This window comes from Pseudomonas spartinae (assembly GCF_965197125.1).
Lineage (GTDB): Bacteria > Pseudomonadota > Gammaproteobacteria > Pseudomonadales > Pseudomonadaceae > Aquipseudomonas > Aquipseudomonas composti_A.
Window position 1 is genome coordinate 179,853 of sequence record NZ_CBDAMB010000009.1, and the last position, 22,943, is coordinate 202,795.

Here is a 22,943-nt window from a genome sequence, read left to right on the forward strand (position 1 = left end):
TCGTCAGTCGGCGTCGGGCTTGGCCCATTCGCAGAAGCAGCCTACCGCCAGGGTGTTGCTGGCAGCCACTTTGCGCCCGGCCGCGAGCGCTTCGAGTATGGGCTCGATGAAACTGTTGCTGGAATTGCAGACCAGGCCTTCGCTGTAGGGGCCGAAGTAGGCCAGTTGGCCCTGCTTGTCCCAGATCGCCACGGCTGGGCTGGCCGGCAGGTTGGCACTGCCGGGCAGCTCGTTGATGGTTTGCAGCGCGGCCAGCTCGGCGGGCAGGCGGCCCTGGCTGCCGGGCTTCTGTACGACGTGAAATTGCACGCCTCGCGGCGCGTAGTGCTCGATCAGTTCGGCCAGGTGTTGCTGGTTGCCGACGTTGCACGGGCAGGCGGGGTCCCAGAAGTGCACCAGGCGGATCGCGCCGGGGCCGCTCAGCTCGGCGGGCAGTCGTAGCTCGGCGCCGGAGAACACCGCTGCACGCTCGTCGAAGGTGCGCAGGTAACGCGTTTCGAACCAGCGGTAGGCGAGCAGCATGCCGACCAGCCAGGCCAGGGCGAGCAGGGCGATGAGCAGGTTCTTGCGTGACAGGCGGGGCATGGGGCGGGCCGGGCTTAAAAAGGGCGTGTAGCTTGCCACGATGCGCCTGGCAGCTGAATATCGCAGCATTCGAGGAGAGGGCGCCGAATTTACCCGCGTGCCTCGCGCAACCTATGGAAAGCCCAATGTCAGAGCCGTTTCAGCCCGATCGACTGCGCCTTCTGCTGCGACCCTTGGCCGCAGCGCGCCTGGATTTGCCCGTACTGCAGGCCTATCGCAGCTTCTATGGCTTCGACCTGGCAGCGCGCTTTGCCGGCCTGGACAACCGCCTCGGCAGCTTCAACGCGGCCGGCTACCAGATTGCCGTGCAGCTGTGGGCGCCGGCCGAACCGCGCGGCACGCTGCTGTTGCTGCATGGTTATTACGATCACATGGGCTTGTACCGGCATGTGGTCGACTGGGCGCTGAGCATGAACTTCGCGGTGCTCGCCTGCGACCTGCCTGGGCACGGGCTGTCCAGCGGTGCACGCGCCAGCATCGGCGATTTCGCCGAGTATCAGCAGGTGCTTGCCGGCCTGTTCGAGCAGGCCGGCGCGCTGGGTCTGCCAAGCCCCTGGCATCTCTGTGGGCAGAGCACGGGCGCTGCGATTGCCCTGGATTATCTGCTCGCCGACGGTACGCGTCCCGAGCTGGGGCAGAGCATCCTCCTGGCGCCGCTGGTTCGGCCGCGCGCCTGGGGCTGGTCGAAGCTCAGCTATCGGGTGCTCAGCCCGTTCGTTCGCGAGATTCCACGGCGTTTCAGTGAGAACTCCAGCGACGCCACCTTCATCGACTTCGTGCACAATCTCGACCCCCTGCAGGCGCGCAGCCTGCCGACGGCCTGGGTCGGTGCGCTGGCCAAGTGGGTGCCGTACATCGAGGCGGCCGGACGTAGCCAGCACAGTCCGCTGATCGTGCAGGGCGAGGCGGACATGACGGTGGACTGGCACTACAACCTCGAGGTGCTGCAGGACAAGTTCCATCAGCCGCAGATCCTGCGCCTGAGCGAAGCGCGCCACCACCTGGCCAATGAGAACGAGGCGCTGCGCCGGCGCTACTTCGATTTTCTGCGCGAGCGCCTGCAATAGCGCGCCTGGTTGATCAGATGCCCTGCGGTGCCGGCTCCAGCTCGTTGCTGCTCATGCCCACGGCCAGGCCGGCACGCAGCGCTCGCAGGGCAGCCTGGTAATAGGCCTTGCCGGCATCGGACTGGGCGAATTCGACGAACTGCTCCAACTCCGGGTCGCTCAGGTCGCGATAGACGTGTAGCAGGGTGTTGTCGAGGTCCTGCTCGATCTGCGTCATCAGGCGCTCGCGCTGGCCATTGAGCAGCCCCTGGGCCTGAGCGCCGCCGAGCAGGCCGGGGATCATCTGGCTGAGACTGTCGGCGGCCACGCCGGCCAGGGCCAGGCTGACTTCGGCGCCCGCCTCCTTGGCGGGAATGGACTGGGCCAGGTGGCGAATCAGCAGGCGGCGGGTGGCATCGGCGTCGGTACGCGGCAGGCCATTGGCGTACTTGGCCAGCTGATCGCTGCGTGTCGCCAGCGTTTCGGCAGCGACGATCTTGCGGCCCAGCGCGGATTCGAAGAAGGCCAGCGCCGGTTGCGGGTCGGTCAGTTGCATGCGCAAGCTGTGCTGCGCGCGTTGATCGATGGCGGCTGCGGCGAAGCGGCGATTGCTGTTATCCACCAGGGCCTGGAATACCGCCGGTGGCAGGGTGCTGCGGTAGCGCTGCTGGGCGGCGTCGAGTGCCTGGTTGAAATGTTCGCGCTGTTGCGGCCAGCCGGCAGCCTGATAGAGGCGCAGGTGATCGTCGGCCAGGGCCGGCAAGGTCAGGCCAATCAGCAGCAGGGCAAACAGGACGCGCATCGAGAACTCCTTGGCAAACTTTCCGAGCCGGCCGCAGGGTGCTGCGGCCGGCTATTTTCGGTGGCTGAAAGGGGCTTGTCGAGCTATGTCTAGTGGCTATCCGGCGCTGTACAATCGCCGCCATGACCGAACCCCGCCAGCAAGACCCCTTTTCCAGCCTTATCGACGACCTCGCCAGCCAGGGCTGGTCGCAACGGGCGTTGTTCGCCCCTGAGGGTCTGACCCATGAACTGGCCGCGGAGTGCCGTAAGCGTGAGCGCCGCGGCGAGCTGAGCGCCGCCAGCGTGGGGCGTGGCAGCGCCCAGCAGGTGCAGGAAGGGATTCGCGGTGATCGCATCCAATGGCTGGAACCGGGTCAGAACGGCGCCTGTGACCAGTACCTACAACTGATGGATGGTCTGCGCCAGGCTCTGAATCAGGAGCTGTTTCTCGGCCTGGAGGACTACGAGTGCCATTTCGCTTGCTACGAGCCGGGGGCTTTCTACCTGCGTCATCTCGACCGCTTTCGTGACGATGATCGGCGCGCGGTGTCGGCCGTGCTGTATCTGAACGATAACTGGCAGGCCGAGCAGGGCGGTGCCTTGCGCCTGTATCTGAGTGATGGCCGCGAACATGACGTGCTGCCCCAGGCCGGCACCCTGGCGCTGTTTCTGTCCGGCGACATGCCTCACGAAGTGCTGCCAGCCACCCGCGAGCGACTGTCACTGACTGGCTGGTTCAGGCGCCGCGGCACGGACGTGCTGTAAGGCCCGCTGTCCTGTTCAGTGGCCCCAGATCTTGATGGTGCCGTTGATGTCGCGCAGATCGCGCAGGGCGACATTGCCGATGTTGCCATTGCCGATATAGACGTCGCTGGCCACTCGCGCACGGATCACCAGCTTGCCCAGCGGGCCGAGTTGCTGGTTGATCGCCGTCAGGTTGGGCAGTTTCAGTTGCAGTTGGCTCTGGCCGTTGCTGCCTTTGACCACATCCACCTCCAGGGTCGGCACCTCCAGGCCCAGAATCGGCACGCTTGCGCCTAACTGAGCAGGGCCCAGGGCATAGCCATCGCAATCGCTGGGCTTGAGGCAGCCGTTGTCGATCTTCACGTTGCGCAGCGACAGGCTGCCGCCGTCGTCCTGCCAGCGTATTTCGTCGATGCGCGCCATCAGGTCGAGGCGGATGGTGATCCCGGCCTGGCCGCTGATCTGGCTCAGGCTTTCATCCTCCAGCGCCTGCATTGCTGCCTGGGCTGAGGGGACGAACAGCGCCGCGCTGCACAGCAGCGGCATGAACGACGTACGAAGCGGCTTGGACATGGACGGGAACCTCCCTGGTTGGCTGCGCAAGTCTGGCCGGGGCTTGTTCGCAACGCCATGGGGCGGGATCGCTTCCCGCCGAAGGATAGGCCGCGAGGGCGCGTGATTCGGGCTTCGTGGACGATTCGAAGGTTGTCTAATCAAGGGCTGACGGCGTTGTTACCGGCGGTTACCCTGATGAGGTCAATGGAGAACGTCGATGCAGAAGATATTGGTCAGCCGCTGCCTGCTCGGGCATCGGGTGCGTTACGACGGCGGAGCCCACGGCCCCTTCGACCTGCTTCAGCAATGGCTGGATGAGGGGCGGGTGGTGGCGCTGTGCCCGGAAGTGGCGGGTGGTTTGCCCACGCCGCGCCCGCCGGCGGAGATCCATGGCGGCCAGGGTGGCGCCGTGCTGGATGGCCGCTTGCCAGTGCTGACGATCGATGGCGAGGACGTTACGGCCGCCTTCGTCGACGGCGCCGAACAGGCGCTGGCGTTGGTTCGCGAGCACGGCATCCGGCTGGCTCTGCTCAAGGCGCGCAGCCCTTCGTGCGGCAATCTGGAGAACTACGACGGCAGCTTCAGCGGCGTCCGGGTCGCGGGCGAGGGCGTGACCGCCGCGCTGCTGCGTCGTGTCGGTGTGCAGGTGTTCAATGAGCAGCAGCTCGACGAGGCGCGACAGGCCCTGCAGGCTCTTGAGAGCGAAGCGGGAACGACTGGCGCGGTTTAGAGTCCATCGTTCTCTGCCTTGCTCGAGGACGCTGTGATGACCCGAACCCTGAATACCATTTCCCTTTGTGCGGCCTTGCTGCTGGGTGCCAGCGCCACCGCTTGGGCCGACATGCCGCGCACGCCCGCACCGGAAGGCGCCAAGGTGTACTTCATCGAGCCAGCCAACGGCGCGACGGTCGGCCAGACCTTTACCGTGAAGTTCGGCCTCAAAGGCATGGGCGTGGCGCCGGCTGGTGTCGATGCTCCGGCTACCGGGCACCATCATCTGCTGATCGACGTCGACTCGCCGCCTGCGATGAACGCGCCCTTGCCGATGACCGACGCCATCCGCCACTTCGGCAAGGGCCAGACCGAAACCGAGCTGACCCTGCCGCCGGGCAAGCACACCCTGCAATTGCTGGTGGGAGACAAGAATCACGTGCCGCTGGATCCACCGGTGATATCCGAGAAGATCAGCGTGACCGTGAAGTGATCCTGTAGCGCGGATTCACACCCATCCAGACGAAAAAGGGCGACCCGAGGGTCGCCCTTTTCATATCCGCCTGCCGCTTAGAACAGCACGCGGCTGCGGATGGTGCCATGTACCTGCTGCAGCTTCTCCAGCGCCAGATCCGAATACTCGGCGTCGACGTCGATCACCACGTAGCCGACCTTGTCGTTGGTCTGCAGGAACTGGCCGGAGATGTTGATGCCGTTGTCGGCGAACACCTTGTTGATCTCGCTCATCACACCCGGCACGTTCTCGTGGATGTGCAGCAGGCGGTGCTTGCCAGCATGGGCCGGCAGGGCCACTTCGGGGAAGTTGACCGAGGACACCGAGGTGCCGTTGTCGCTGTACTTGACCAGCTTCTCGGCCACTTCCAGGCCGATGTTGGCCTGGGCTTCGGCAGTGGAGCCACCGATGTGCGGGGTGAGGATCACGCGATCCAGGCCGCGCAGCGGGCTTTCGAAGATGTCTTCGTTGGACTTGGGCTCGACCGGGAACACGTCGATGGCGGCGCCGATCAGGTGCTCGTCCTTGATCGCCTGGGCCAGGTGATCCAGCTCGACCACGGTGCCGCGGGCGGCGTTGATCAGGATGGCGCCCTGCTTCATGGCGCGGATTTCCTTCTCACCGATCATCCACTGGGTGGATGGCAGCTCCGGTACGTGCAGCGAGACGATGTCGGCCAGGCCCAGCAGCTCGTGCAGGCTGCCGATCTGCGTGGCATTGCCCAGCGGCAGCTTGGTCACGGTGTCGTAGAAGTACACCTGCATGCCCAGCGCTTCGGCCAGGACCGAGAGTTGGGTGCCGATGGAACCGTAGCCGATGATGCCGAGTTTCTTGCCACGGATCTCGAAGGAGTTGGCCGCCGACTTGATCCAGCCACCACGGTGGCAGGAGGCGTTCTTCTCGGGGATGCCGCGCAGCAGCAGGATGGCCTCGGCCAGCACCAGCTCGGCCACCGAGCGGGTGTTGGAGTAGGGTGCGTTGAACACGGCGATGCCGCGCTCGCGGGCGGCATCCAGGTCGACCTGGTTGGTGCCGATGCAGAAGCAGCCGACGGCGACCAGTTTCTTCGCACAGTCGAAGACTTCGGCGGTCAGTTGGGTGCGCGAACGAATGCCGATGAAGTGGGCGTCGGCGATCTTCTCTTTCAGCTCAGCGCCTGACAGGGCGGTCTTGAGGTACTCGATGTTGGTGTAACCGGCGGCCTTCAGGGTGTCTACGGCGTTCTGGTGCACGCCTTCGAGAAGAAGGAACTTGATCTTGCTCTTTTCGAGAGAGGTCTTGCTCATCGGAGTACCTGTGTCCCACAGAAGAATGTCAGGGAAGGGCTGAGAAAATCAGCCAGTGCCCGCAGATCGCTGCACGTCTCGATTCACGGGGTGCGTATGCTAGCATGTTCGCCTTTTTCAATGCTCGGTTGCGACCTGAATGGTTCTCAGGGCGACCATGAATCCTTTGAGAGTTCCGTAGATGACCACCCCCGCCCAGATCGAAGAGCTGAAGACCCTGGTTGAGCCCGGCAAGGTGCTGACCGATGCCGATTCCCTGGAAACCTACGGCAAGGACTGGACCAAGCAGTACACCCCCGCGCCGTCGGCCATCGTCTTCCCCAAAACCACCGAGCAGGTGCAGGCCATCGTGCGCTGGGCCAATCAGCACAAGATTGCCCTGGTGCCTTCCGGTGGCCGTACCGGGTTGTCCGCCGCTGCCGTGGCCGCCAATGGCGAGGTGGTGGTGTCGTTCGACTACATGAACCGCATCGTCGAGTTCAACGAATACGACCGTACCGTGGTCTGCCAGCCAGGTGTGGTAACCAAGCAGCTGCAACTGTTCGCCGAAGAGAAGGGGCTGTACTACCCGGTGGATTTCGCCTCCTCGGGCTCCAGCCAGCTCGGTGGCAATATCGGCACCAATGCCGGCGGTATCAAGGTGATTCGCTACGGCATGACCCGTAACTGGGTCGCCGGTCTGAAAGTGGTCACCGGCACCGGCGAGCTGCTGGAGCTGAACCGCGATCTGATCAAGAACGCCACCGGCTATGACCTGCGCCAACTGTTCATCGGCGCCGAAGGCACCCTGGGCTTCGTCGTCGAAGCCACCATGCGCCTGGAGCGCGCGCCGAAGAACCTCACCGCGATGGTTCTGGGCACGCCGGATTTCGACTCGATCATGCCGGTGCTGCATGCCTTCCAGGGCAAGCTCGACCTGACCGCCTTCGAGTTCTTCTCCGACCGCTGCCTGGAGAGGATCCTCGGCCGTGGTGACGTACCGGCACCGTTCGAAAGCCGCACGCCGTTCTACGCCCTGCTGGAGTTCGAAGCGCTGAACGAGGATGTGGCCAACGAAGCGCTGGCCACCTTCGAGCATTGCGTCGAGCAAGGCTGGGTGCTCGATGGGGTGATGAGCCAGAGCGAGCAGCAACTGCAGAACCTGTGGAAGCTGCGCGAATACATCTCCGAAACCATCAGCCACTGGACGCCGTACAAGAACGACATCTCCGTGACCGTCGGCCAGGTACCGGCCTTCCTCAAGGATATCGACGATATCGTCTCGGCCAACTACCCGGACTTCGACGTGCTCTGGTACGGCCATATCGGCGACGGCAACCTGCACCTGAACATCCTCAAGCCCGAAGCGCTGGCCAAGGAAGACTTCTTCGCCAAGTGCGCGGTGGTCAACAAGTGGGTGTTCGAGATCGTCGAGAAGTACAACGGTTCGATCAGCGCCGAGCATGGCGTCGGCATGACCAAGCGTGATTACCTGCAGTACAGCCGCTCGGCGGCGGAGATTGCCTACATGAAGGCGATCAAGGCCGTGTTCGACCCCAACGGCATCATGAACCCCGGCAAGATCTTCGCCTGATCGACGCAGACGCCCGCCATCAAGCGGGCGTTTTCGTATCTGGCCGCGCGTCGGTTAAGGTACGTGACCGGCCACAAGCCGGGATATCCACAATACCAACAACACAGGAGTCGGTGATGAGCTATCAGCACCAGTACGTCGACGGTACCACCGTCCACTTTCCCCTTGGCAAGGTCGTTTGCATCGGCCGCAATTACGCCGAGCACGCCAAGGAACTGAACAACCCGGTGCCCACCGAACCGCTGCTGTTCATCAAGCCGGGCTCCTGTGTGGTGCCGCTCGATGGCGGTTTCGCCATTCCCGATGATCGAGGTTCGGTGCATTACGAGGCGGAAATCGCCGTGCTGATCGGCAAGCCGCTGTCATCGAGGCCCGATGTCGAGGAAGTGCGCGATGCCATCAGCGGCTTCGCCCCGGCGCTCGACCTGACCCTGCGCGACGTGCAGGCCAAGCTCAAGGAAAAGGGCTACCCCTGGGAAATCGCCAAGAGCTTCGACGGCGCCTGCGTCCTGGCACCCTTCGTAGCGGGCGATGCCATCGAGGACCTGGGCGATATCGGCATTCGCCTGGTGATCAACGGCGAGACCCGTCAGGACGGCAACAGCCGCGACATGCTCAACCCCATCGTGCCGATGATCCAGGCCATGGCCGGGCACTTCGCCCTGCAGCCGGGTGACGTGATCCTCACCGGTACGCCGGTCGGCGTTGGCGCACTGAACAAGGGTGACGAGCTGGTACTGGAGCTGGTTGGTCACAGTCGCTTCACCAGCCGCGTGCTATAAGCAATGACCGCCGCCCTCGGGCGGCGGAACTCCCCTCGACAGCGGATGTCGCATTGCTACCCTGCAGCCGAGCCCTCGCCGATGCCTTCTCTCCGTTCTGCCCTGAGTCGTCCGCGCTACTGGTTGCTCGGCTGTACATTGCTTGCTGCTGGGGTGCTGGTGCAAACCCAGCACTGGGATGATCGCGCTCAGCTCTGGTGGCAGGAGCGCTCCACACCGCTGGCTGAACGTCTTGCCAGTGTCTGGTTGCCCGGCTATCGCGCCGTGGTGCAGGGCAAGGCTCTGGCCGGGCTGGAAGAGGATGAAACCTCGGGGCTGACCTACAACCCGCGTACCGGCACGCTGTTCACCGTCACCGGCAAGCATCCGCTGCTCGTGGAGTTGTCCCGCGATGGCGAGATTCTGCGCCGCATCTCGCTCAAGGGCTTCGCCGATCCCGAGGGTGTGGAAATGATGGACAACGGCCGCATGGCCATCGTCGACGAGCGTCGTCGCCAGCTCACGACCTTCACCCTGCGCGATAGCGATCTCGAGTTGGATGCCGAAGATTTCCCGGGTTTCGACCTGGGTTTCGCCGACGCCGGCAACAAGGGGTTCGAAGGGCTGGGCTGGGACTCGCGCAGTCACAGCCTGCTGCTGGGCAAGGAGCGCGGTCCGTTGGGGCTGTTCAGCCTGCCGTTCCCTGGCGAGGACGGCGCAGCAGGCGTGATGCAGCCCCTGCTGGCCGGCAACCTGGGGCTGCGCGACATTTCTTCGCTGAGCGTCGACGAGCGCACCGGCCACCTGCTGGTACTGTCCGACGAGTCGCGCCTGCTGCTGGAGCTTGACCGCCGCGGTCAGCCAGTCAGCTTTCTCAGTCTCAGTGGTGGGCTCAATGGCCTGGACCGGGCTATCGAGCAGGCCGAGGGCGTGGCCGTGGACGAAAATGGCGACATCTATATCGTCGCCGAACCGAACCTGTTCTACCGATTCAGCAAGCCACGAGCGAACGCCGGTTGAGGCGGCGCCTGGCATTCAGTTTGGCTTAAGCGTCGATTCAGTCTGGCTTCAGCTAGCGGTACTAATCTGACCCCGTCACTTACGAACAACGAGGTTCACAGTATGAAACGTACCGCTCTCGCTCTGATGGTTCTGCCGCTGCTCAGCACTGCTGCTTTCGCCACCGGTTATACCGGCCCGGGCGCAACTCCGCAGGTCACCACCGTATCTGCCGCGCTGCAGGCCGCCGATGACACCAACGTCGTACTGGAAGGCCAGATCGTCAAGCGCCTGCAGGACGAACTCTATGAGTTCAAGGACGCCACCGGCACCATCCATGTCGAGATCGACGACGAAGACTGGCCGGCGCAGAAAGTCTCGGAGAACGCCAAGGTGCGTCTGACCGGTGAGGTCGACAAGGACATGAACAGCCATGAGGTCGATGTTGATCGCGTTGAACTGATCAACTGATCGAGATAAACCGCCCGCCCGCCACGTCTAGCCCGTGGCGGGCTTTTCTGTGGCAGTCAGAGAATTTCATGATGCGTCGTCTGCTCTCCATCAACCCCTGGCTTTACCTGCTGTTATTCGTGCTGTTGGTGGGGGCTGTGCTGGGCCAGCAGTATCGGCTGTTCGAGCGCGTCTGGTTTTCCGTGCAGGAGTGGCAGCACGGTGCGCAGTGGCGCGAGCAGTCAATGTGGCTGGGCGACTATCGCGTGGTGATCGAGGCCAAGCCGATTGCAGACATCCGTGACGTGTCTGCACTGACCTACGATCCTGATCGCCGCAGCCTGTTCAGCGTGACCAACAAGCCGGCCAAGGTGATCGAGATGAGCCTGGACGGTGAGCTCAAGCGCACCATCGAACTACAAGGTTTTGGTGATCCCGAGGCCATCGAATACGTGGCGCCTGGCGTCTACGTGATTGCCGATGAGCGCGAGCAGCGCCTGGTCAAGGTGCGCATCGACGACGCCACGCGGGTGATCGATGCCGCCGACTTCCAGCAGCTGTCCCTGGGGATAGGGCGCAATGGCAACAAGGGATTCGAGGGGCTGGCCTACGATGCGCAGAACCAACGTCTGCTGGTAGCCAAGGAGCGCGACCCGGTGCGCATCTTCGAGGTGCTGGGTTTTCCCCATGTTGACGAGAGCAAGCCGCTGGCGTTGCAGGTCAACACCGACCCGAAGCGCGATGCACGGCTATTCGTGCGCGATCTCTCCAGTCTGGATTTCGATGCGGCGAGTGGGCATTTGCTGGCGCTGTCGGACGAGTCGCGCCTGGTGATCGAACTGGACACCGACGGCAAGCCGATCAGCACCCTGTCTCTGCTACGTGGCCAGCATGGCCTGCAGCGCAGTGTGCCGCAGGCCGAAGGCGTGGCCACGGATGGTGAGGGCAGCCTGTACCTGATCAGTGAGCCGAACCTGTTCTATCTGTTCAGGAAGCAGGTCGACTAGCCCGTCTGGTCGTCCGTTTGCGCATCGGGCGCATTCTTCTGCACTGACTCGATACCGCTCTTGCAACTGGCGGCACTGGCATACATCTGGCTCTGCCCGACTACCTGGCCGTTGCTGGCCTTGAGCAGGAAGTAGTGCTTGTCGTTGCTTGAGGTCTTGGTCTCGAAGGCGCCCTCACGCTGGGCGTTCTTCTTCACCGACTCGATGCCGTTAAGCGCCGAATCCTTGGCCTTGTACATCTCGCTGCTGAGGATGACCTGGCCGTTGGTGGCCAGCAGGTTGAAATGGAACTGGCCGTCTTTGGCCTTCTTCAGTTCGAACTTACCTGGCATTTTCGTTTCTCCCTGAGCGCCCGGCGGTATGCCGGAGCGGTGCCCTGCAAGCGTAGTCCATCAATGCGAATGGCTCTTGCCGACGTGGGTATGGCCGTCGTCCGGTAGCGCTTGCACGCCGCCGCTGACGTTGAGTTGGCGCAGGATGCCGCAGTCTTCCGCCTCCTGCGGCCCGTTGCAGCGGTCGCGCAACTCGGTGAGCTGATCCCGTAGCGCCAGCAGGCTGTTGATGCGTGCCTCGACGTGCTCGATGTGCTCGTCCACCAGGCTGTTGATGCCGGCGCAGCTCTCCTGGGGCAGGTCGCGCAGGGCCAGCAGGCGCTGAATTTCCTCCAGGGTCATGTCCAGCGTGCGGCAGTTGCGGATGAATACCAGGCGTTCCAGGTGGCTCTGGCCGTAGACGCGGTAATTGCCCTCGGTACGTGCAGGCTCTGGCAACAGGCCTTCGCGCTCGTAGTAACGGATGGTCTCGACCTGGCAGCTCGCCTTTTTCGCCAGTTCTCCAATCTTCATGATCGTTCTCCGTGAGAGTGCTTGACCCTATAGTGACTTCAGGGTGTGTACTGCGCAACATCACCTTTAGGGAGGTTTCCCATGAGCCGTTGCTGCGACCACTCGCACGAACAAGCACCTGCCCGGCACGACCACGCCGGGCATGATCACGCCAGCGCTGCCACTCAGGCGGTGGACGAGCCGCTGACCGGCCCGCTTACCACGCGCATCCATATCGAACAGATGGATTGCCCGACCGAGGAGCGCCTGATTCGCGATGCGCTCGGCAGGCTGCCGGCGGTAGCCGGGCTGCAGTTCAATCTGCTGCAGCGCGTGCTCACCGTCAGCCACGCTGAAGATGGACTGGCGCAGGTGCTGGCGGCGATTCGCGCCCTGGGTTTCACGCCGAAACTGGAGGCCGCAGGCACCATCGAGCAGCCGGCGCCGCCTGTGCGCAAACCCTGGTGGCCGCTGGCGCTGGCCGGGGTGATGGCGACGGCGTCGGAAGTGGTGCATTTCGCCACGCTCGGCCCGGGCTGGCTGGTGGCGCTGCTGGCCGTTGCGGCCATTGGTCTGTGCGGGCTGAACACCTACAAGAAGGGCTGGATTGCCCTGAAGAACCGCAATCTCAATATCAATGCGCTGATGAGCATCGCCGTGACCGGCGCCGGGCTGATCGGCCAGTGGCCGGAGGCGGCGATGGTGATGGTGCTGTTCACCCTCGCCGAGCTGATCGAGGCGCGCTCGCTGGATCGCGCGCGTAACGCCATCCGTGGCCTGATGGACCTGGCGCCGTCGCGGGCCACGGTCAGGCAGGCAGACGGAGGCTGGCAGGAAGTCGACGTCCAGGCCATCGGCCTCGGCGCCGTGGTGCGCGTGCGCCCCGGTGAGCGCATCAGCCTCGATGGCGAGGTGATTGGCGGCAGTTCGACGGTCAACCAGGCGCCGATCACCGGAGAAAGCCTGCCGGTGGAAAAACGTACGGGCGACCCGGTTTTTGCCGGCACCATCAACGAAGCCGGTTCGCTGGAGTTTCGCGTCACGGCGGCGGCGCGCGACACCACTCTGGCGCGCATCATCCATGCGGTGGAGGAGGCGCAAGGTTCGCGCGCCCCGACTCAGCGCTTCGTCGACCAGTTCTCGCGCATCTACACCCCGGCGGTGTTCGCCTTCGCCCTGGTGGTGGCGGTATTGCCGCCGCTGGTCATGGGCGGCGCCTGGTTTGACTGGATCTACCGCGCCCTGGTGTTGCTGGTGGTGGCCTGCCCCTGCGCGCTGGTGATTTCCACCCCGGTGACCATCGTCAGCGGCCTGGCGGCGGCGGCGCGCAAGGGCATCCTGATCAAGGGCGGCGTCTATCTGGAGAACGGCCGGCACCTGGCCCAGCTGGCGCTGGACAAGACCGGCACCCTGACCCACGGCAAGCCGGTACAGACCGACAGTGTTCACCTGCTGGAAACGGGCGAGCCGATCCATGCCACCTGGGCAGCGAGTCTGGCCGCGCGTTCCGATCACCCGGTTTCCCGGGCGCTGGCTCTGCACGCCGCAGAGCAGGGGCACGGGCTGCATGAGGTCGAGGACTTCGAGGCGCTGCCAGGTCGCGGCACCCAGGGGCGGATCGACGGCAAGTTGCTCTATATCGGTAACCACCGCCTGGTCGAGGACCTCGGGCTCTGCTCGGCGCAACTGGAGCAGCGTCTCGCGGCGTTGGAGCGCCAGGGCAAGAGCGTGGTGGTGCTGTGCGACGAGCAGCGCGCGCTGATGCTCTTCGCCGTGGCCGATACGGTGCGCCAGACCAGCCGCGAGGCGGTCGCCGAACTCCATGAGCTGGGCGTGCGCACCTGCATGCTCACCGGGGACAACGCTCACACCGCTGCGGCCATCGCCGAGCAGGTCGGTGTCGATGAGGCGCGCGGCGACCTGTTGCCAGCGGACAAGCTGGCCTGGGTCGAGGCACGCCAGGTGCAGGGCAAGGTGGTCGGCATGGTTGGTGATGGCATCAACGACGCCCCGGCGCTGGCCAGGGCCGAGATCGGTTTCGCCATGGGCGCTGCTGGCACCGACACCGCCATCGAGACTGCAGATGTCGCCCTGATGGACGACGATCTTCGCAAGATTCCCGCATTCGTCCGTCTGTCACGGCAGACTCACGCGATTCTGCTGCAGAACATCGTGCTGGCGCTGGGCATCAAGGCGATATTCCTGGGCATGACCCTGGCAGGCGAGGCGACCATGTGGATGGCGGTGTTCGCTGACATGGGCGTGAGCCTGATGGTGGTGTTCAATGGCCTGCGCCTGCTGCGCAAGTGAGGGTGTTCGCCATGCACGTGGAACTGAGAAAGGCCATCGACGAGGCGTTCGCCCAGGCGGTGCAGGCCCTTGGCGAGCGCCGTGGCGCCGAGGCACTGGCCTGGCTGGAGCGCGCTCACATCCTCACCCAGCGTCGTCCATGGCTGCATGCGCGTGCGCATTGGCTGATGCTGCGTGCCGGCTGGCAGCTCGGGGATGTTCGTGAGGTAGCAGGGCAGGTGCCGCGCATCTTTGCGGCATTGCTGTTCTCGTGCATCTGGGTGCCGTTCGGCAACAGCGGGCGGGCGCGGGTCAGTGCCTTCAAGCCGATGCCGCTCAGCGAGGAGCTGCGTCGCCTGTTGGAGTAGGTGTGGACAGGCGCACCTGGCGTTTCCGGTGTGCGTGGCGAATCGCAGGAGACTCTGATTGCATTCGGGCAAATCAGGGTGGGTGGAGCAAAGAACGCTGCGGGAGGGGCTTCAGCCGCGACAATCGCCGCTGAAACGCCTCCCACCGATTCAGCGTTTGAGTTCTTTCACGCCTTCGGCGGTACCGAGCAGCAGCAGGTCGGCCGGGCGGGCGGCGAACAGACCGTTGGTGACCACACCGACGATGGCGTTGATGTCCGCTTCCAGCTTCACCGGGTCGACGATCGACATGTTGTGCACGTCGAGGATGATGTTGCCGTTATCGGTCAGCACGCCTTCGCGATACACCGGGTCGCCGCCCAGCTTCACCAGCTCGCGGGCCACGTGGCTGCGCGCCATGGGGATGACTTCCACCGGCAGCGGGAATTCGCCCAGCACCGGCACCAGCTTGCTGGCGTCGGCGATGCAGATGAAGGTCTTGGCCACCGCCGCGACGATCTTCTCGCGGGTCAGCGCGGCGCCGCCGCCCTTGATCAGGTTCAGGTGCTCGTCGCTTTCGTCGGCGCCGTCGACGTAGAACTCCAGATCGCTGACGGCGTTGAGGTCGTACACCGGGATGCCATGGCCTTTCAGACGGGCGGCGGTGGCTTCGGAGCTGGCCACGGCGCCATCGAATTCCATCTTGTGCTGGGCCAGCGCGTCGATGAAGAAATTGGCGGTGGAGCCGGTACCGACGCCGACGATGCTCTTGCTGTCGAGGCGCGGGAGAATGTGGTCGACGGCGGCCTGGGCCACGGCCTGTTTCAGCTGATCCTGGTTCATCGCGGGGGAATGCCTGGGAAGGTGAGGGAATAAAGCGCGAATTATAGCCGCAAGTGGCGTTCTGGCGGGCTGAATCCCGTGCGTTTCGTATGGTCGCCCGGCGCGGCGCTGGGGTAGACTCGGCAGTCCCCTCCAAGCCCGAACGCCTGCGAAATCGCCATGCTCGAACAGTACGTGAAGAAAATCCTCACCTCGCGCGTCTACGACGTCGCGGTGGAAACCCCGCTGCAACCCGCCCGTCAGCTCAGCGAGCGACTGGGCAACCAGATTCTGCTCAAGCGCGAGGATCTGCAGCCGGTGTACTCGTTCAAGATTCGCGGCGCCTATAACAAGCTGGCGCAGCTCTCACCCGAGGAACTGGCGCGCGGCGTGGTGACGGCCTCGGCCGGCAACCATGCGCAGGGCCTGGCCCTGGCGGCCAAGCACCTGGGGGTGAAGGCGACCATCGTCATGCCACGCACCACGCCGGAGCTGAAGGTGCAGGGCGTGCGTTCGCGCGGCGGCAAGGCCGTGCTGCATGGCGACGCCTTCCCCGAGGCGCTGGCGCATTCGCTGAAACTGGTGGAAGAGAAGGGCTACACCTACATCCACCCGTATGACGATCCGCTGGTGATCGCCGGGCAAGGCACGGTGGCCATGGAAGTGCTGCGTCAGCACCAGGGGCGCATCGACGCCATCTTCGTGCCGGTCGGTGGCGGCGGCCTGATCGCCGGCATCGCCGCCTACGTGAAGTACCTGCGCCCGGAGATCAAGGTGATCGGCGTCGAACCGGACGACTCCAACTGCCTGCAGCAGGCGCTGGCGGCCGGCGAGCGCGTGGTACTGCCGACTGTCGGGCTGTTCGCCGATGGCGTGGCGGTGGCGCAGATCGGCCAGCACACCTTCGACATCTGCAAGCATCACGTCGACGAGGTGATCACCGTCAGCACCGATGAAATCTGTGCGGCGATCAAGGACATCTACGACGACACCCGCTCGATCACCGAGCCGGCCGGCGCGCTGGCCGTGGCCGGGATCAAGAAGTACGTCGAGCGCCAGGGCGTCACCGGCGAGGTGCTGGTGGGCATCGACTCTGGTGCCAACGTCAATTTCGACCGCCTGCGTCATGTCGCCGAGCGCGCCGAACTGGGCGAGAAGCGCGAGGCGATCATCGCCGTGACCATTCCCGAGCAGCCGGGCAGCTTCAAGGCCTTCTGCGAGGCGGTGGGCAAACGCCAGATCACCGAGTTCAACTACCGCTATCACACCGGCAGCGAGGCGCACATCTTCGTCGGCGTGCAGACCCACCCGGAGAACGACCCGCGCCAGGCGCTGGTCGAGGGCTTGCGCGCGCAGGGCTTCCCGGTGCTGGATCTGACCGACAACGAGCTGGCCAAACTGCATACCCGTCATATGGTCGGTGGTCATGCTGCCGGCGTCGGCGACGAGGTGGTGCTGCGTTTCGAGTTCCCCGAGCGCCCTGGTGCGCTGTTCAACTTCCTGCAGAAACTGGGCGGGCGCTGGAACATCTCGATGTTCCACTATCGCAACCATGGCGCCGCCGATGGTCGCGTGCTGGCCGCGCTGCAGGTGCCGAGCGATGAGCGCCATCTGGTGCCGGCGGCGCTGGACGCCATTGGTTATCCCTACTGGGATGAAAGCGAAAACCCGGCATACCGCCTGTTTCTGGGCTGAACAAGGACTCCGTGATGGAACACTATCTGCTGGTTCGTATTCTTCACAGCGCCCCGGGCGTGTTGCTGCTGCTCGGGCTGATCGCCCATGGCGTCATGCTGTTCAAGGCGCAACGCAGTGGTGATGGCGCGGTGCTGGCGCGCAAGCTGCGCGTGACCCTGCTGTTCAGCTTGCCGGCATTCGCGGTGCTGGCGCTGAGCCTGCCGATCACCGGGTACTGGCTGGTGGACACCGTGGGTTGGCCGCTGGGGCAGACCTGGCTGCTGCTGGGCAGCATTCTTTATGGCGTGATGATGTTGCTCGGCCTGCTGCTTGCCGGGCGCCTGGCGGTCTGGCGGGCGCTGGGCGATACGCCGGCTCCGCTGGCGCTCAAACGCCTGTGTCTGATCTATGCCGGGCTGATTCTGCTGCTGTTGATCGCCATCATGGCGCTGATGGGCGCCAAGCCGGCTTGATGCTCGGGTGGGTACGGTGCTGGCCTTCTTCGCGGATAAATCCGCTCCTACCGAGCGTGTGCCCAGGCCGGCTCGGTGCCGGGGCGGCTCTTTTGTAGGAGCGAATTTATTCGCGATTCTGGCGGGCATGGGGCTTGCGCCCATCGCGGATAAATCCGCTCCTACACGTCCGTGTACCCAGGCCGGTTCAGCGCAGCGAAATCACCGGCCAGCCACGCTCGATGGCGGTGGCGCGCAGTACATCGTCCGGGTCCACTGCCACCGGGTTGGCGACGGCTTCCAGTAGCGGCAGATCGTTGCGCGAGTCGCTATAGAAGTAGGCGTCGTCCAGGGTATATCCCGTCTCGTCCAACCACTCGTTCAGACGCGTCACCTTGCCGCCCTGGTAGCAGGGTGTGCCGGTTATCTGCCCGGTATAGCGGCCGTCCTGCATGCCGCACTCGGTGGCGATCAGCGTTTCCACGCCCAGGCGCTCGGCGATGGGCGCGGTGACGAAGCGGTTGGTGGCGGTGATGATCACCAGCTTGTCGCCCGCCGCGCGATGTTCGGCCAGCAGTGCCTCGCCCTTGGCCAGGATGATCGGCTCGATTACCTCGGCCATGAACTCGCGGTGCCATTGCGCCAGCTGCGCCATGTCGCTGCGGCCGAGAATGGCCTGGCTGAAGTTCTGGTAGGCCACCACGTCCAGCTTGCCGGCGCAGTAGTCGGCATAGAAGGCGTCGTTGCGCGCCAGGTACTCGGCCGCATCGACCAGGCCGCGCTGGCAGGCGAATTCGCCCCAGCTGTGGTCGCTGTCGCCGGCCAGCAGGGTGTTGTCGAGATCGAAAAGGGCCAAGCGCACGGTTCTGTACCTGTTCTGCAAAAGGGGGAGGGGCGCCAGAATAGCCGCTTTGGTGGGGCTTTCAAACTGCGCCTAAACCCGCGTTGCTGCTGTCGCCGGCTTTGTGGAACAATGCCGGAACTTGCGTGTACGAGGTTGCTTGCCGTGATCGATTCTGATGGTTTCCGCCCGAATGTCGGCATCATCCTGACCAATGATGACGGCCAGGTGCTCTGGGCCAGGCGTATCAACCAGGATGCTTGGCAGTTTCCCCAGGGTGGCATCAATGATCGTGAATCGCCGGAAGAGGCGCTTTACCGTGAACTGAATGAAGAGGTTGGGCTCGAAGAGCAGGATGTGAAGATCCTTGCCTGCACTCGGGGCTGGTTGCGTTATCGTTTGCCGCAACGTCTGGTGCGTACGCACAGCCAGCCGCTGTGCATCGGGCAGAAGCAGAAGTGGTTTCTGCTGCGTCTGACCGGAGCAGAAGACCGCGTACGCATGGACCTGACCGGCAAGCCGGAGTTCGATGGCTGGCGCTGGGTCAGCTACTGGTACCCGCTGGGTCAGGTCGTCACATTCAAGCGCGAGGTCTATCGCCGCGCGCTCAAGGAACTCGCCCCGCGCCTTGTAGTGCGCGACTGATACGGACCCCAATCGAGCATGCTCAATACGCTGCGCAAGATCGTCCAGGAAGTAAACGCCGCCAAGGATCTCAAGGCGGCGCTGTCGATCATTGTGCAGCGGGTCAAGGAAGCCATGGGCAGCCAGGTCTGCTCGGTCTACCTGCTTGATCCGGAGTCCAACCGTTTCGTGCTGATGGCCACCGACGGCCTCAACAAGCGCTCCATCGGCAAGGTCAGCATGGCCCCCAGCGAAGGTCTGGTCGGTCTGGTCGGCAGCCGCGAAGAGCCGCTGAACCTCGAAGACGCCGCCAGTCATCCCCGCTACCGCTACTTCGCCGAGACCGGTGAGGAGCGCTACGCCTCCTTCCTCGGTGCGCCGATCATCCACCACCGTCGGGTGATGGGCGTTCTGGTCGTGCAGCAGAAGGAGCGCCGCCAGTTCGACGAGGGCGAGGAAGCCTTTCTGGTCACCATGAGCGCGCAGCTCGCCGGCGTCATTGCCCATGCCGAGGCCACCGGTTCGATCCGGGGCCTGGGGCGCCAGGGCAAGGGTGTACAGGAGGCCAAGTTCGTCGGCGTGCCGGGTGCGCCGGGGGCAGCGCTCGGTACCGCTGTCGTGGTGCTGCCCCCGGCCGATCTCAATGTAGTTCCAGACCGTAGCGTCGACGACATCGCCGCCGAGCTGGAACTGTTCGACAAGGCGCTCGGCTGGGTGCGCGAGGACATGCAGGAGCTGTCCGAGAAGCTCGCCACCCAACTGCGCAAGGAAGAGCGCGCGCTGTTCGACGTTTACCTGATGATGCTCGAGGATGCCGCGCTGGGTAACGAGGTGCGCAAGGTCATCCGCACCGGCCAGTGGGCGCAGGGCGCCTTGCGTCAGGTGGTGCTCGATCACGTCAACCGCTTCGAGCTGATGGACGACGCCTATCTGCGTGAGCGCGCCTCCGACGTGCGCGACCTCGGGCGCCGGCTGCTTGCCTATCTGCAGGAAGAGCGCAAGATCTCCCTGGTCTACCCGGACAACACCATTCTGGTCAGCGAGGAGCTGTCGCCGGCGATGCTCGGCGAGGTGCCGGAAGGCAAGCTCCTCGGTCTGATTTCGGTCACCGGCTCGGGTAACTCCCATGTGGCGATCTTCGCGCGTGCCATGGGCATTCCCACGGTCATGGGTGTGGTCGACCTGCCGTACTCGAAGATCGACGGCATCAAGCTCATCGTCGATGGCTACCACGGTGAAGTCTTCACCAACCCCAGCGAGCTGCTGAGCAAGCAGTACGCCGAGGTGGTCGAGGAGGAGCGCCAGCTCACCGAAGGGCTCGATGCATTGCGCGCCCTGCCGTGCGAGACGCTCGACGGCCACCGCATGCCACTGTGGGTCAACACCGGTTTGCTGGCTGACGTGGCGCGCGCCCAGCAGCGCGGCGCCGAGGGTGTCGGTCTGTACCGCACCGAAGTGCCGTTCATGATCAACGAGCGCTTCCCCAGCGAGAAGGAGCAGCTCGCCACCTACCGCGAGCAACTGCAGGCCTTCCACCCGCTACCGGTGACCATGCGCACCCTGGATATCGGTGGCGACAAGTCGCTGTCCTACTTCCCGATCAAGGAAGAGAACCCCTTCCTTGGCTGGCGTGGCATCCGCGTGACCCTGGATCACCCGGAAATCTTCCTGGTGCAGACCCGCGCCATGCTCAAGGCCAGCGAGGGGCTGAACAACCTGCGTATCCTGCTGCCGATGATTTCCGGCATGCAGGAGCTGGAAGAGGCGCTGCACCTGATCCACCGCGCCTGGGGGGAGGTGCGTGATGAGGGCACGGACGTGCCGCTGCCGCCCATCGGCGTGATGATCGAGATTCCGGCCGCCGTTTATCAGACCCGCGAACTGGCGCGCCAGGTCGACTTCCTGTCGGTCGGCTCCAACGACCTGACCCAGTATCTGCTGGCGGTCGACCGCAACAATCCGCGCGTGGCCGATCTCTACGACTTCCTCCATCCGGCTGTGCTGCAGGCGCTGCAGAAGGTGGTCAACGACGCGCATCTCGAAGGCAAACCGGTGAGCATCTGCGGCGAGATGGCGGGTGATCCGGCGGCGGCCGTGTTGCTGCTGGCGATGGGCTTCGATTCGTTGTCGATGAACGCCACCAACCTGCCCAAGGTGAAATGGCTGCTGCGCCAGGTAACCCAGAGCAAGGCCAGGGAAGTGCTCGGCCAGGTGCTGACCATGGACAACCCGCACCTGATCTACAGCACCCTGCACCTGGCGCTGCGCAACCTGGGCCTCGGTCGGGTCATCAATCCGGCGTCCAATATCCAGGCCTGAAACGCGCCTGTAAAAACGCTGCGTAGCGCGGATGTGGTCCGGCAATAGCGGGGTTCGTTGCCCCGATTGGCATCCGCGCTAGCCGCGTAACGCGACTTCGCCGAGCGAGACACCCTGTGGCCCGAAGCTGCGCTCGGTGATGATCCAGCCCCCATCCCTGCCAAGACTGAGCACCGTGCTGGCGCGAGTGCCGTAGGCCTCGCTCGCGATAAAGACGCTCGATAGCAGGCGCTCCGTCGCCAGGCCCACACCGGTATCCGGCAACAGGTGATCGGCCGGCTGGCTATGGTCGCTCAGTAGCGCCAGCAGTTCCTCATCCTTGCCATCGAGTCGATCGCTCAGGGCCTCTCTGGCGCGCAGCAGCTTCGGCCAGGGCGTGTCGAGGCTGGCGTTGGACATCCCGTAGACGCCGCTCTCCAGCTGTCGAGGCCGTCCTTCCTGAGAGTTGAGATGCCAGAGCTGCTGGCGGTCGCCGACCAGCAGGTTGAAGCCGGCATGCTCGGCAGCGTCGCGCATGACCCTGTCGAGATAGGCCGCTGGCGACTCCTGGCCCAGCAGATAATCAGCCGTCAGCGCACCGCGTGAGCGGGGGGCGGCTTTCTGCCTGGGATCGCGGATATTGGTCAGCGCGGCGAAGCGGCCTTGTCCGGTAACGCCGAGCCAGGTTCCGCCGGCCTGCAGGTCACGACCGGCGAACACGTCCGGCGCATCCGGCCATTGACCCAGCGCTGCGCTGGGGCGCGCGTAGAACTCGTCGCGATTGGCGGCCAGGCGCAGCACCGTTGTTTGTTCGGGCTGCCAGGCGAAGACGATCAGGCACATGCGCGCTCCTCCGGTGACGGAGTCTGGCAGGCTAGCGAGCTGAGCTCGGGCCGGCAACCGTTCCGTCGATCCGTATGCCGTTGAGTGGGCATTTCCGCTACCATGCCGCTTTGTTTTTTGGGGGTGTTGATGGAACTGCTGCTCTACCTGGTACTGGGCTCGGCCGCCGGTGTGCTGGCAGGCCTGTTCGGTGTGGGCGGCGGTCTGATCATCGTCCCGGTTCTGGTGTTGAGCTTCACCTCGCAGGGTATGCCCGCGGAGATTCTCACTCACCTGGCGGTCGGCACCTCGCTGGCGACCATCGTCTTCACCTCGATCAACTCGCTGCTCGAACATCATCGCAAGGGCGCGGTGCGCTGGCCGCTGTTTCGTTGGCTGACGCTGGGCATTTTGCTCGGGGCTGCGCTGGGGGGCATGACGGCGGCGCTGATCCAGGGGCCATTGCTGCAGAAGATCATCGGTACCTTCGCCATCATCATCGCTGCACAGTTGGCGCTGGACCTGAAACCCAAGGCAAGCCGCGGTGTCCCAGGCAAGCCGACATTGACAGTAGCCGGTGCAGTGATCGGCTGGGCTTCGTCGATTTTCGGGATTGGCGGTGGCTCGCTGACCGTGCCGTTTCTGGTCTGGCGCAGCGTGCCGATCCAGCAGGCGGTGGCGACCTCGGCGGCCTGCGGCTTGCCGATTGCCATCGCCGGTGCCCTGAGTTTCATGTACACCGGCTGGGAGAATCCGAATCTGCCGCAATGGAGCGTCGGTTTCGTGTACCTCCCGGCGTTGCTGGGGATCGCCCTGACCAGCATGTTCTTTGCCCGTTTTGGTGCGCGCCTGGCCCATCGCCTGTCGCCACTGTTGCTCAAGCGTCTGTTCGCCCTGCTGCTGCTGAGCGTGGGCCTGAGTTTTTTCATTTAA

25 protein-coding genes are annotated in these 22,943 nt (G+C 64.4%); 16 read left to right on the forward strand and 9 right to left on the reverse strand.

Annotated elements, in window-relative coordinates:
• Positions 1 to 3 precede the first annotated feature (3 nt).
• The gene (locus ACN8M7_RS19550) at positions 4 to 585 is read right to left on the reverse strand and encodes a DUF6436 domain-containing protein (RefSeq protein ID WP_490261851.1); all 582 of its coding nucleotides are present in this window, start codon (positions 583 to 585) and stop codon (positions 4 to 6) included.
• Positions 586 to 710: 125 nt separating this feature from the next.
• On the opposite strand from ACN8M7_RS19550, the gene bipL reads away from it, so the two are divergent.
• Positions 711 to 1,652, forward strand: coding sequence for a phospholipase BipL (bipL, locus tag ACN8M7_RS19555; RefSeq protein ID WP_490261852.1), 942 nt, complete (start codon positions 711 to 713; stop codon positions 1,650 to 1,652).
• A 13-nt stretch (positions 1,653 to 1,665) separates the two neighbouring features.
• Here bipL and ACN8M7_RS19560 read toward each other — a convergent pair whose 3' ends face one another.
• Positions 1,666 to 2,433 (reverse strand): hypothetical protein, encoded by a 768-nt coding sequence (locus tag ACN8M7_RS19560; RefSeq protein ID WP_490261853.1) that lies wholly within the window; start codon positions 2,431 to 2,433, stop codon positions 1,666 to 1,668.
• 122 nt (positions 2,434 to 2,555) lie between these two features.
• Between ACN8M7_RS19560 and ACN8M7_RS19565 the strand changes: the two genes are divergently transcribed.
• Positions 2,556 to 3,179, forward strand: a complete 624-nt coding sequence (locus tag ACN8M7_RS19565; protein WP_490261854.1) for a 2OG-Fe(II) oxygenase — start codon at positions 2,556 to 2,558, stop codon at positions 3,177 to 3,179.
• 15 nt (positions 3,180 to 3,194) lie between these two features.
• On the opposite strand, the gene ACN8M7_RS19570 is transcribed toward ACN8M7_RS19565, so the two are convergent.
• Complete coding sequence (locus ACN8M7_RS19570; RefSeq protein ID WP_490261855.1) at positions 3,195 to 3,731, reverse strand: DUF6160 family protein; 537 nt, start codon at positions 3,729 to 3,731, stop codon at positions 3,195 to 3,197.
• 199 nt (positions 3,732 to 3,930) lie between these two features.
• On the opposite strand from ACN8M7_RS19570, the gene ACN8M7_RS19575 reads away from it, so the two are divergent.
• Positions 3,931 to 4,443, forward strand: a complete 513-nt coding sequence (locus ACN8M7_RS19575; protein WP_490261856.1) for a 2-thiouracil desulfurase family protein — start codon at positions 3,931 to 3,933, stop codon at positions 4,441 to 4,443.
• Between the two features lie 36 nt (positions 4,444 to 4,479).
• Positions 4,480 to 4,917 carry a DUF4399 domain-containing protein gene (locus ACN8M7_RS19580; RefSeq protein ID WP_490261857.1) on the forward strand — a complete coding sequence of 146 codons (438 nt, stop codon included), beginning with the start codon at positions 4,480 to 4,482 and terminating at the stop codon, positions 4,915 to 4,917.
• Between the two features lie 77 nt (positions 4,918 to 4,994).
• On the opposite strand, the gene serA is transcribed toward ACN8M7_RS19580, so the two are convergent.
• Entirely contained in the window at positions 4,995 to 6,224 is a 1,230-nt protein-coding gene (gene serA, locus ACN8M7_RS19585) for a phosphoglycerate dehydrogenase (RefSeq protein WP_061240128.1), read from the reverse strand.
• Positions 6,225 to 6,405: 181 nt separating this feature from the next.
• Between serA and ACN8M7_RS19590 the strand changes: the two genes are divergently transcribed.
• The 5 genes from ACN8M7_RS19590 (at position 6,406) to ACN8M7_RS19610 (ending at position 11,014) form a co-directional block, all read left to right on the forward strand.
• Complete coding sequence (locus ACN8M7_RS19590; RefSeq protein WP_490261858.1) at positions 6,406 to 7,797, forward strand: FAD-binding oxidoreductase; 1,392 nt, start codon at positions 6,406 to 6,408, stop codon at positions 7,795 to 7,797.
• A 116-nt stretch (positions 7,798 to 7,913) separates the two neighbouring features.
• A complete protein-coding gene (locus tag ACN8M7_RS19595) occupies positions 7,914 to 8,579 on the forward strand; it encodes a fumarylacetoacetate hydrolase family protein (protein ID WP_490261859.1) in 666 nt (221 codons plus the stop codon).
• 81 nt (positions 8,580 to 8,660) lie between these two features.
• A complete protein-coding gene (locus tag ACN8M7_RS19600; RefSeq protein WP_490261860.1) occupies positions 8,661 to 9,578 on the forward strand; it encodes an SdiA-regulated domain-containing protein in 918 nt (305 codons plus the stop codon).
• A 102-nt stretch (positions 9,579 to 9,680) separates the two neighbouring features.
• Positions 9,681 to 10,028 (forward strand): NirD/YgiW/YdeI family stress tolerance protein, encoded by a 348-nt coding sequence (locus tag ACN8M7_RS19605; RefSeq protein WP_061240131.1) that lies wholly within the window; start codon positions 9,681 to 9,683, stop codon positions 10,026 to 10,028.
• Between the two features lie 71 nt (positions 10,029 to 10,099).
• Entirely contained in the window at positions 10,100 to 11,014 is a 915-nt protein-coding gene (locus tag ACN8M7_RS19610) for an SdiA-regulated domain-containing protein (RefSeq protein ID WP_490261875.1), read from the forward strand.
• Here ACN8M7_RS19610 and ACN8M7_RS19615 read toward each other — a convergent pair.
• A complete protein-coding gene (locus tag ACN8M7_RS19615; protein WP_061240132.1) occupies positions 11,011 to 11,346 on the reverse strand; it encodes a YegP family protein in 336 nt (111 codons plus the stop codon). The genes ACN8M7_RS19610 and ACN8M7_RS19615 overlap by 4 nt on opposite strands.
• A 60-nt stretch (positions 11,347 to 11,406) precedes the next feature.
• A complete protein-coding gene (cadR, locus tag ACN8M7_RS19620; RefSeq protein ID WP_061240133.1) occupies positions 11,407 to 11,859 on the reverse strand; it encodes a Cd(II)/Pb(II)-responsive transcriptional regulator in 453 nt (150 codons plus the stop codon).
• Positions 11,860 to 11,940: 81 nt separating this feature from the next.
• Between cadR and ACN8M7_RS19625 the strand changes: the two genes are divergently transcribed.
• The gene (locus tag ACN8M7_RS19625; protein WP_490261861.1) at positions 11,941 to 14,148 is read left to right on the forward strand and encodes a heavy metal translocating P-type ATPase; all 2,208 of its coding nucleotides are present in this window, start codon (positions 11,941 to 11,943) and stop codon (positions 14,146 to 14,148) included.
• Positions 14,149 to 14,159: 11 nt separating this feature from the next.
• Positions 14,160 to 14,495 carry a DUF3703 domain-containing protein gene (locus ACN8M7_RS19630; protein WP_490261862.1) on the forward strand — a complete coding sequence of 112 codons (336 nt, stop codon included), beginning with the start codon at positions 14,160 to 14,162 and terminating at the stop codon, positions 14,493 to 14,495.
• A gap of 150 nt (positions 14,496 to 14,645) precedes the next feature.
• Here the strand turns inward: ACN8M7_RS19630 and rpiA are convergent, their stop codons facing one another.
• On the reverse strand, positions 14,646 to 15,317 hold the full coding sequence (gene rpiA / locus ACN8M7_RS19635) for a ribose-5-phosphate isomerase RpiA (RefSeq protein ID WP_061240136.1): 672 nt from the start codon (positions 15,315 to 15,317) through the stop codon (positions 14,646 to 14,648).
• Positions 15,318 to 15,476: 159 nt separating this feature from the next.
• Here rpiA and ilvA point away from each other — a divergent pair, with 159 nt between their 5' ends.
• Positions 15,477 to 16,991 (forward strand): threonine ammonia-lyase, biosynthetic, encoded by a 1,515-nt coding sequence (gene ilvA, locus ACN8M7_RS19640; protein ID WP_061240137.1) that lies wholly within the window; start codon positions 15,477 to 15,479, stop codon positions 16,989 to 16,991.
• A 14-nt stretch (positions 16,992 to 17,005) separates the two neighbouring features.
• Complete coding sequence (locus ACN8M7_RS19645) at positions 17,006 to 17,446, forward strand: DUF2269 family protein (RefSeq protein WP_490261863.1); 441 nt, start codon at positions 17,006 to 17,008, stop codon at positions 17,444 to 17,446.
• Between the two features lie 187 nt (positions 17,447 to 17,633).
• On the opposite strand, the gene ACN8M7_RS19650 is transcribed toward ACN8M7_RS19645, so the two are convergent.
• Complete coding sequence (locus tag ACN8M7_RS19650) at positions 17,634 to 18,287, reverse strand: histidinol-phosphatase (protein ID WP_490261864.1); 654 nt, start codon at positions 18,285 to 18,287, stop codon at positions 17,634 to 17,636.
• Between the two features lie 144 nt (positions 18,288 to 18,431).
• Here ACN8M7_RS19650 and ACN8M7_RS19655 point away from each other — a divergent pair, with 144 nt between their 5' ends.
• Both ACN8M7_RS19655 and ptsP read left to right on the forward strand, forming a co-directional pair.
• The gene (locus tag ACN8M7_RS19655; protein ID WP_490261865.1) at positions 18,432 to 18,911 is read left to right on the forward strand and encodes an RNA pyrophosphohydrolase; all 480 of its coding nucleotides are present in this window, start codon (positions 18,432 to 18,434) and stop codon (positions 18,909 to 18,911) included.
• Between the two features lie 18 nt (positions 18,912 to 18,929).
• Complete coding sequence (gene ptsP / locus ACN8M7_RS19660; RefSeq protein WP_061240141.1) at positions 18,930 to 21,209, forward strand: phosphoenolpyruvate--protein phosphotransferase; 2,280 nt, start codon at positions 18,930 to 18,932, stop codon at positions 21,207 to 21,209.
• A gap of 78 nt (positions 21,210 to 21,287) precedes the next feature.
• On the opposite strand, the gene ACN8M7_RS19665 is transcribed toward ptsP, so the two are convergent.
• Complete coding sequence (locus ACN8M7_RS19665; RefSeq protein WP_490261866.1) at positions 21,288 to 22,031, reverse strand: NRDE family protein; 744 nt, start codon at positions 22,029 to 22,031, stop codon at positions 21,288 to 21,290.
• 129 nt (positions 22,032 to 22,160) lie between these two features.
• On the opposite strand from ACN8M7_RS19665, the gene ACN8M7_RS19670 reads away from it, so the two are divergent.
• The gene (locus ACN8M7_RS19670) at positions 22,161 to 22,943 is read left to right on the forward strand and encodes a sulfite exporter TauE/SafE family protein (protein ID WP_061240143.1); all 783 of its coding nucleotides are present in this window, start codon (positions 22,161 to 22,163) and stop codon (positions 22,941 to 22,943) included.

What these genes read in the sequence shown, in the direction of transcription:
- ACN8M7_RS19550 (WP_490261851.1), bottom strand. Translation starts at nt 585, where the DNA reads ATGCCCCGCCTGTCACGCAAGAACCTGCTCATCGCCCTGCTCGCCCTG.
- bipL (WP_490261852.1), top strand. Translation starts at nt 711, where the DNA reads ATGTCAGAGCCGTTTCAGCCCGATCGACTGCGCCTTCTGCTGCGACCC.
- ACN8M7_RS19560 (WP_490261853.1), bottom strand. Translation starts at nt 2,433, where the DNA reads ATGCGCGTCCTGTTTGCCCTGCTGCTGATTGGCCTGACCTTGCCGGCC.
- ACN8M7_RS19565 (WP_490261854.1), top strand. Translation starts at nt 2,556, where the DNA reads ATGACCGAACCCCGCCAGCAAGACCCCTTTTCCAGCCTTATCGACGAC.
- ACN8M7_RS19570 (WP_490261855.1), bottom strand. Translation starts at nt 3,731, where the DNA reads ATGTCCAAGCCGCTTCGTACGTCGTTCATGCCGCTGCTGTGCAGCGCG.
- ACN8M7_RS19575 (WP_490261856.1), top strand. Translation starts at nt 3,931, where the DNA reads ATGCAGAAGATATTGGTCAGCCGCTGCCTGCTCGGGCATCGGGTGCGT.
- ACN8M7_RS19580 (WP_490261857.1), top strand. Translation starts at nt 4,480, where the DNA reads ATGACCCGAACCCTGAATACCATTTCCCTTTGTGCGGCCTTGCTGCTG.
- serA (WP_061240128.1), bottom strand. Translation starts at nt 6,224, where the DNA reads ATGAGCAAGACCTCTCTCGAAAAGAGCAAGATCAAGTTCCTTCTTCTC.
- ACN8M7_RS19590 (WP_490261858.1), top strand. Translation starts at nt 6,406, where the DNA reads ATGACCACCCCCGCCCAGATCGAAGAGCTGAAGACCCTGGTTGAGCCC.
- ACN8M7_RS19595 (WP_490261859.1), top strand. Translation starts at nt 7,914, where the DNA reads ATGAGCTATCAGCACCAGTACGTCGACGGTACCACCGTCCACTTTCCC.
- ACN8M7_RS19600 (WP_490261860.1), top strand. Translation starts at nt 8,661, where the DNA reads ATGCCTTCTCTCCGTTCTGCCCTGAGTCGTCCGCGCTACTGGTTGCTC.
- ACN8M7_RS19605 (WP_061240131.1), top strand. Translation starts at nt 9,681, where the DNA reads ATGAAACGTACCGCTCTCGCTCTGATGGTTCTGCCGCTGCTCAGCACT.
- ACN8M7_RS19610 (WP_490261875.1), top strand. Translation starts at nt 10,100, where the DNA reads ATGCGTCGTCTGCTCTCCATCAACCCCTGGCTTTACCTGCTGTTATTC.
- ACN8M7_RS19615 (WP_061240132.1), bottom strand. Translation starts at nt 11,346, where the DNA reads ATGCCAGGTAAGTTCGAACTGAAGAAGGCCAAAGACGGCCAGTTCCAT.
- cadR (WP_061240133.1), bottom strand. Translation starts at nt 11,859, where the DNA reads ATGAAGATTGGAGAACTGGCGAAAAAGGCGAGCTGCCAGGTCGAGACC.
- ACN8M7_RS19625 (WP_490261861.1), top strand. Translation starts at nt 11,941, where the DNA reads ATGAGCCGTTGCTGCGACCACTCGCACGAACAAGCACCTGCCCGGCAC.
- ACN8M7_RS19630 (WP_490261862.1), top strand. Translation starts at nt 14,160, where the DNA reads ATGCACGTGGAACTGAGAAAGGCCATCGACGAGGCGTTCGCCCAGGCG.
- rpiA (WP_061240136.1), bottom strand. Translation starts at nt 15,317, where the DNA reads ATGAACCAGGATCAGCTGAAACAGGCCGTGGCCCAGGCCGCCGTCGAC.
- ilvA (WP_061240137.1), top strand. Translation starts at nt 15,477, where the DNA reads ATGCTCGAACAGTACGTGAAGAAAATCCTCACCTCGCGCGTCTACGAC.
- ACN8M7_RS19645 (WP_490261863.1), top strand. Translation starts at nt 17,006, where the DNA reads ATGGAACACTATCTGCTGGTTCGTATTCTTCACAGCGCCCCGGGCGTG.
- ptsP (WP_061240141.1), top strand. Translation starts at nt 18,930, where the DNA reads ATGCTCAATACGCTGCGCAAGATCGTCCAGGAAGTAAACGCCGCCAAG.
- ACN8M7_RS19665 (WP_490261866.1), bottom strand. Translation starts at nt 22,031, where the DNA reads ATGTGCCTGATCGTCTTCGCCTGGCAGCCCGAACAAACAACGGTGCTG.
- ACN8M7_RS19670 (WP_061240143.1), top strand. Translation starts at nt 22,161, where the DNA reads ATGGAACTGCTGCTCTACCTGGTACTGGGCTCGGCCGCCGGTGTGCTG.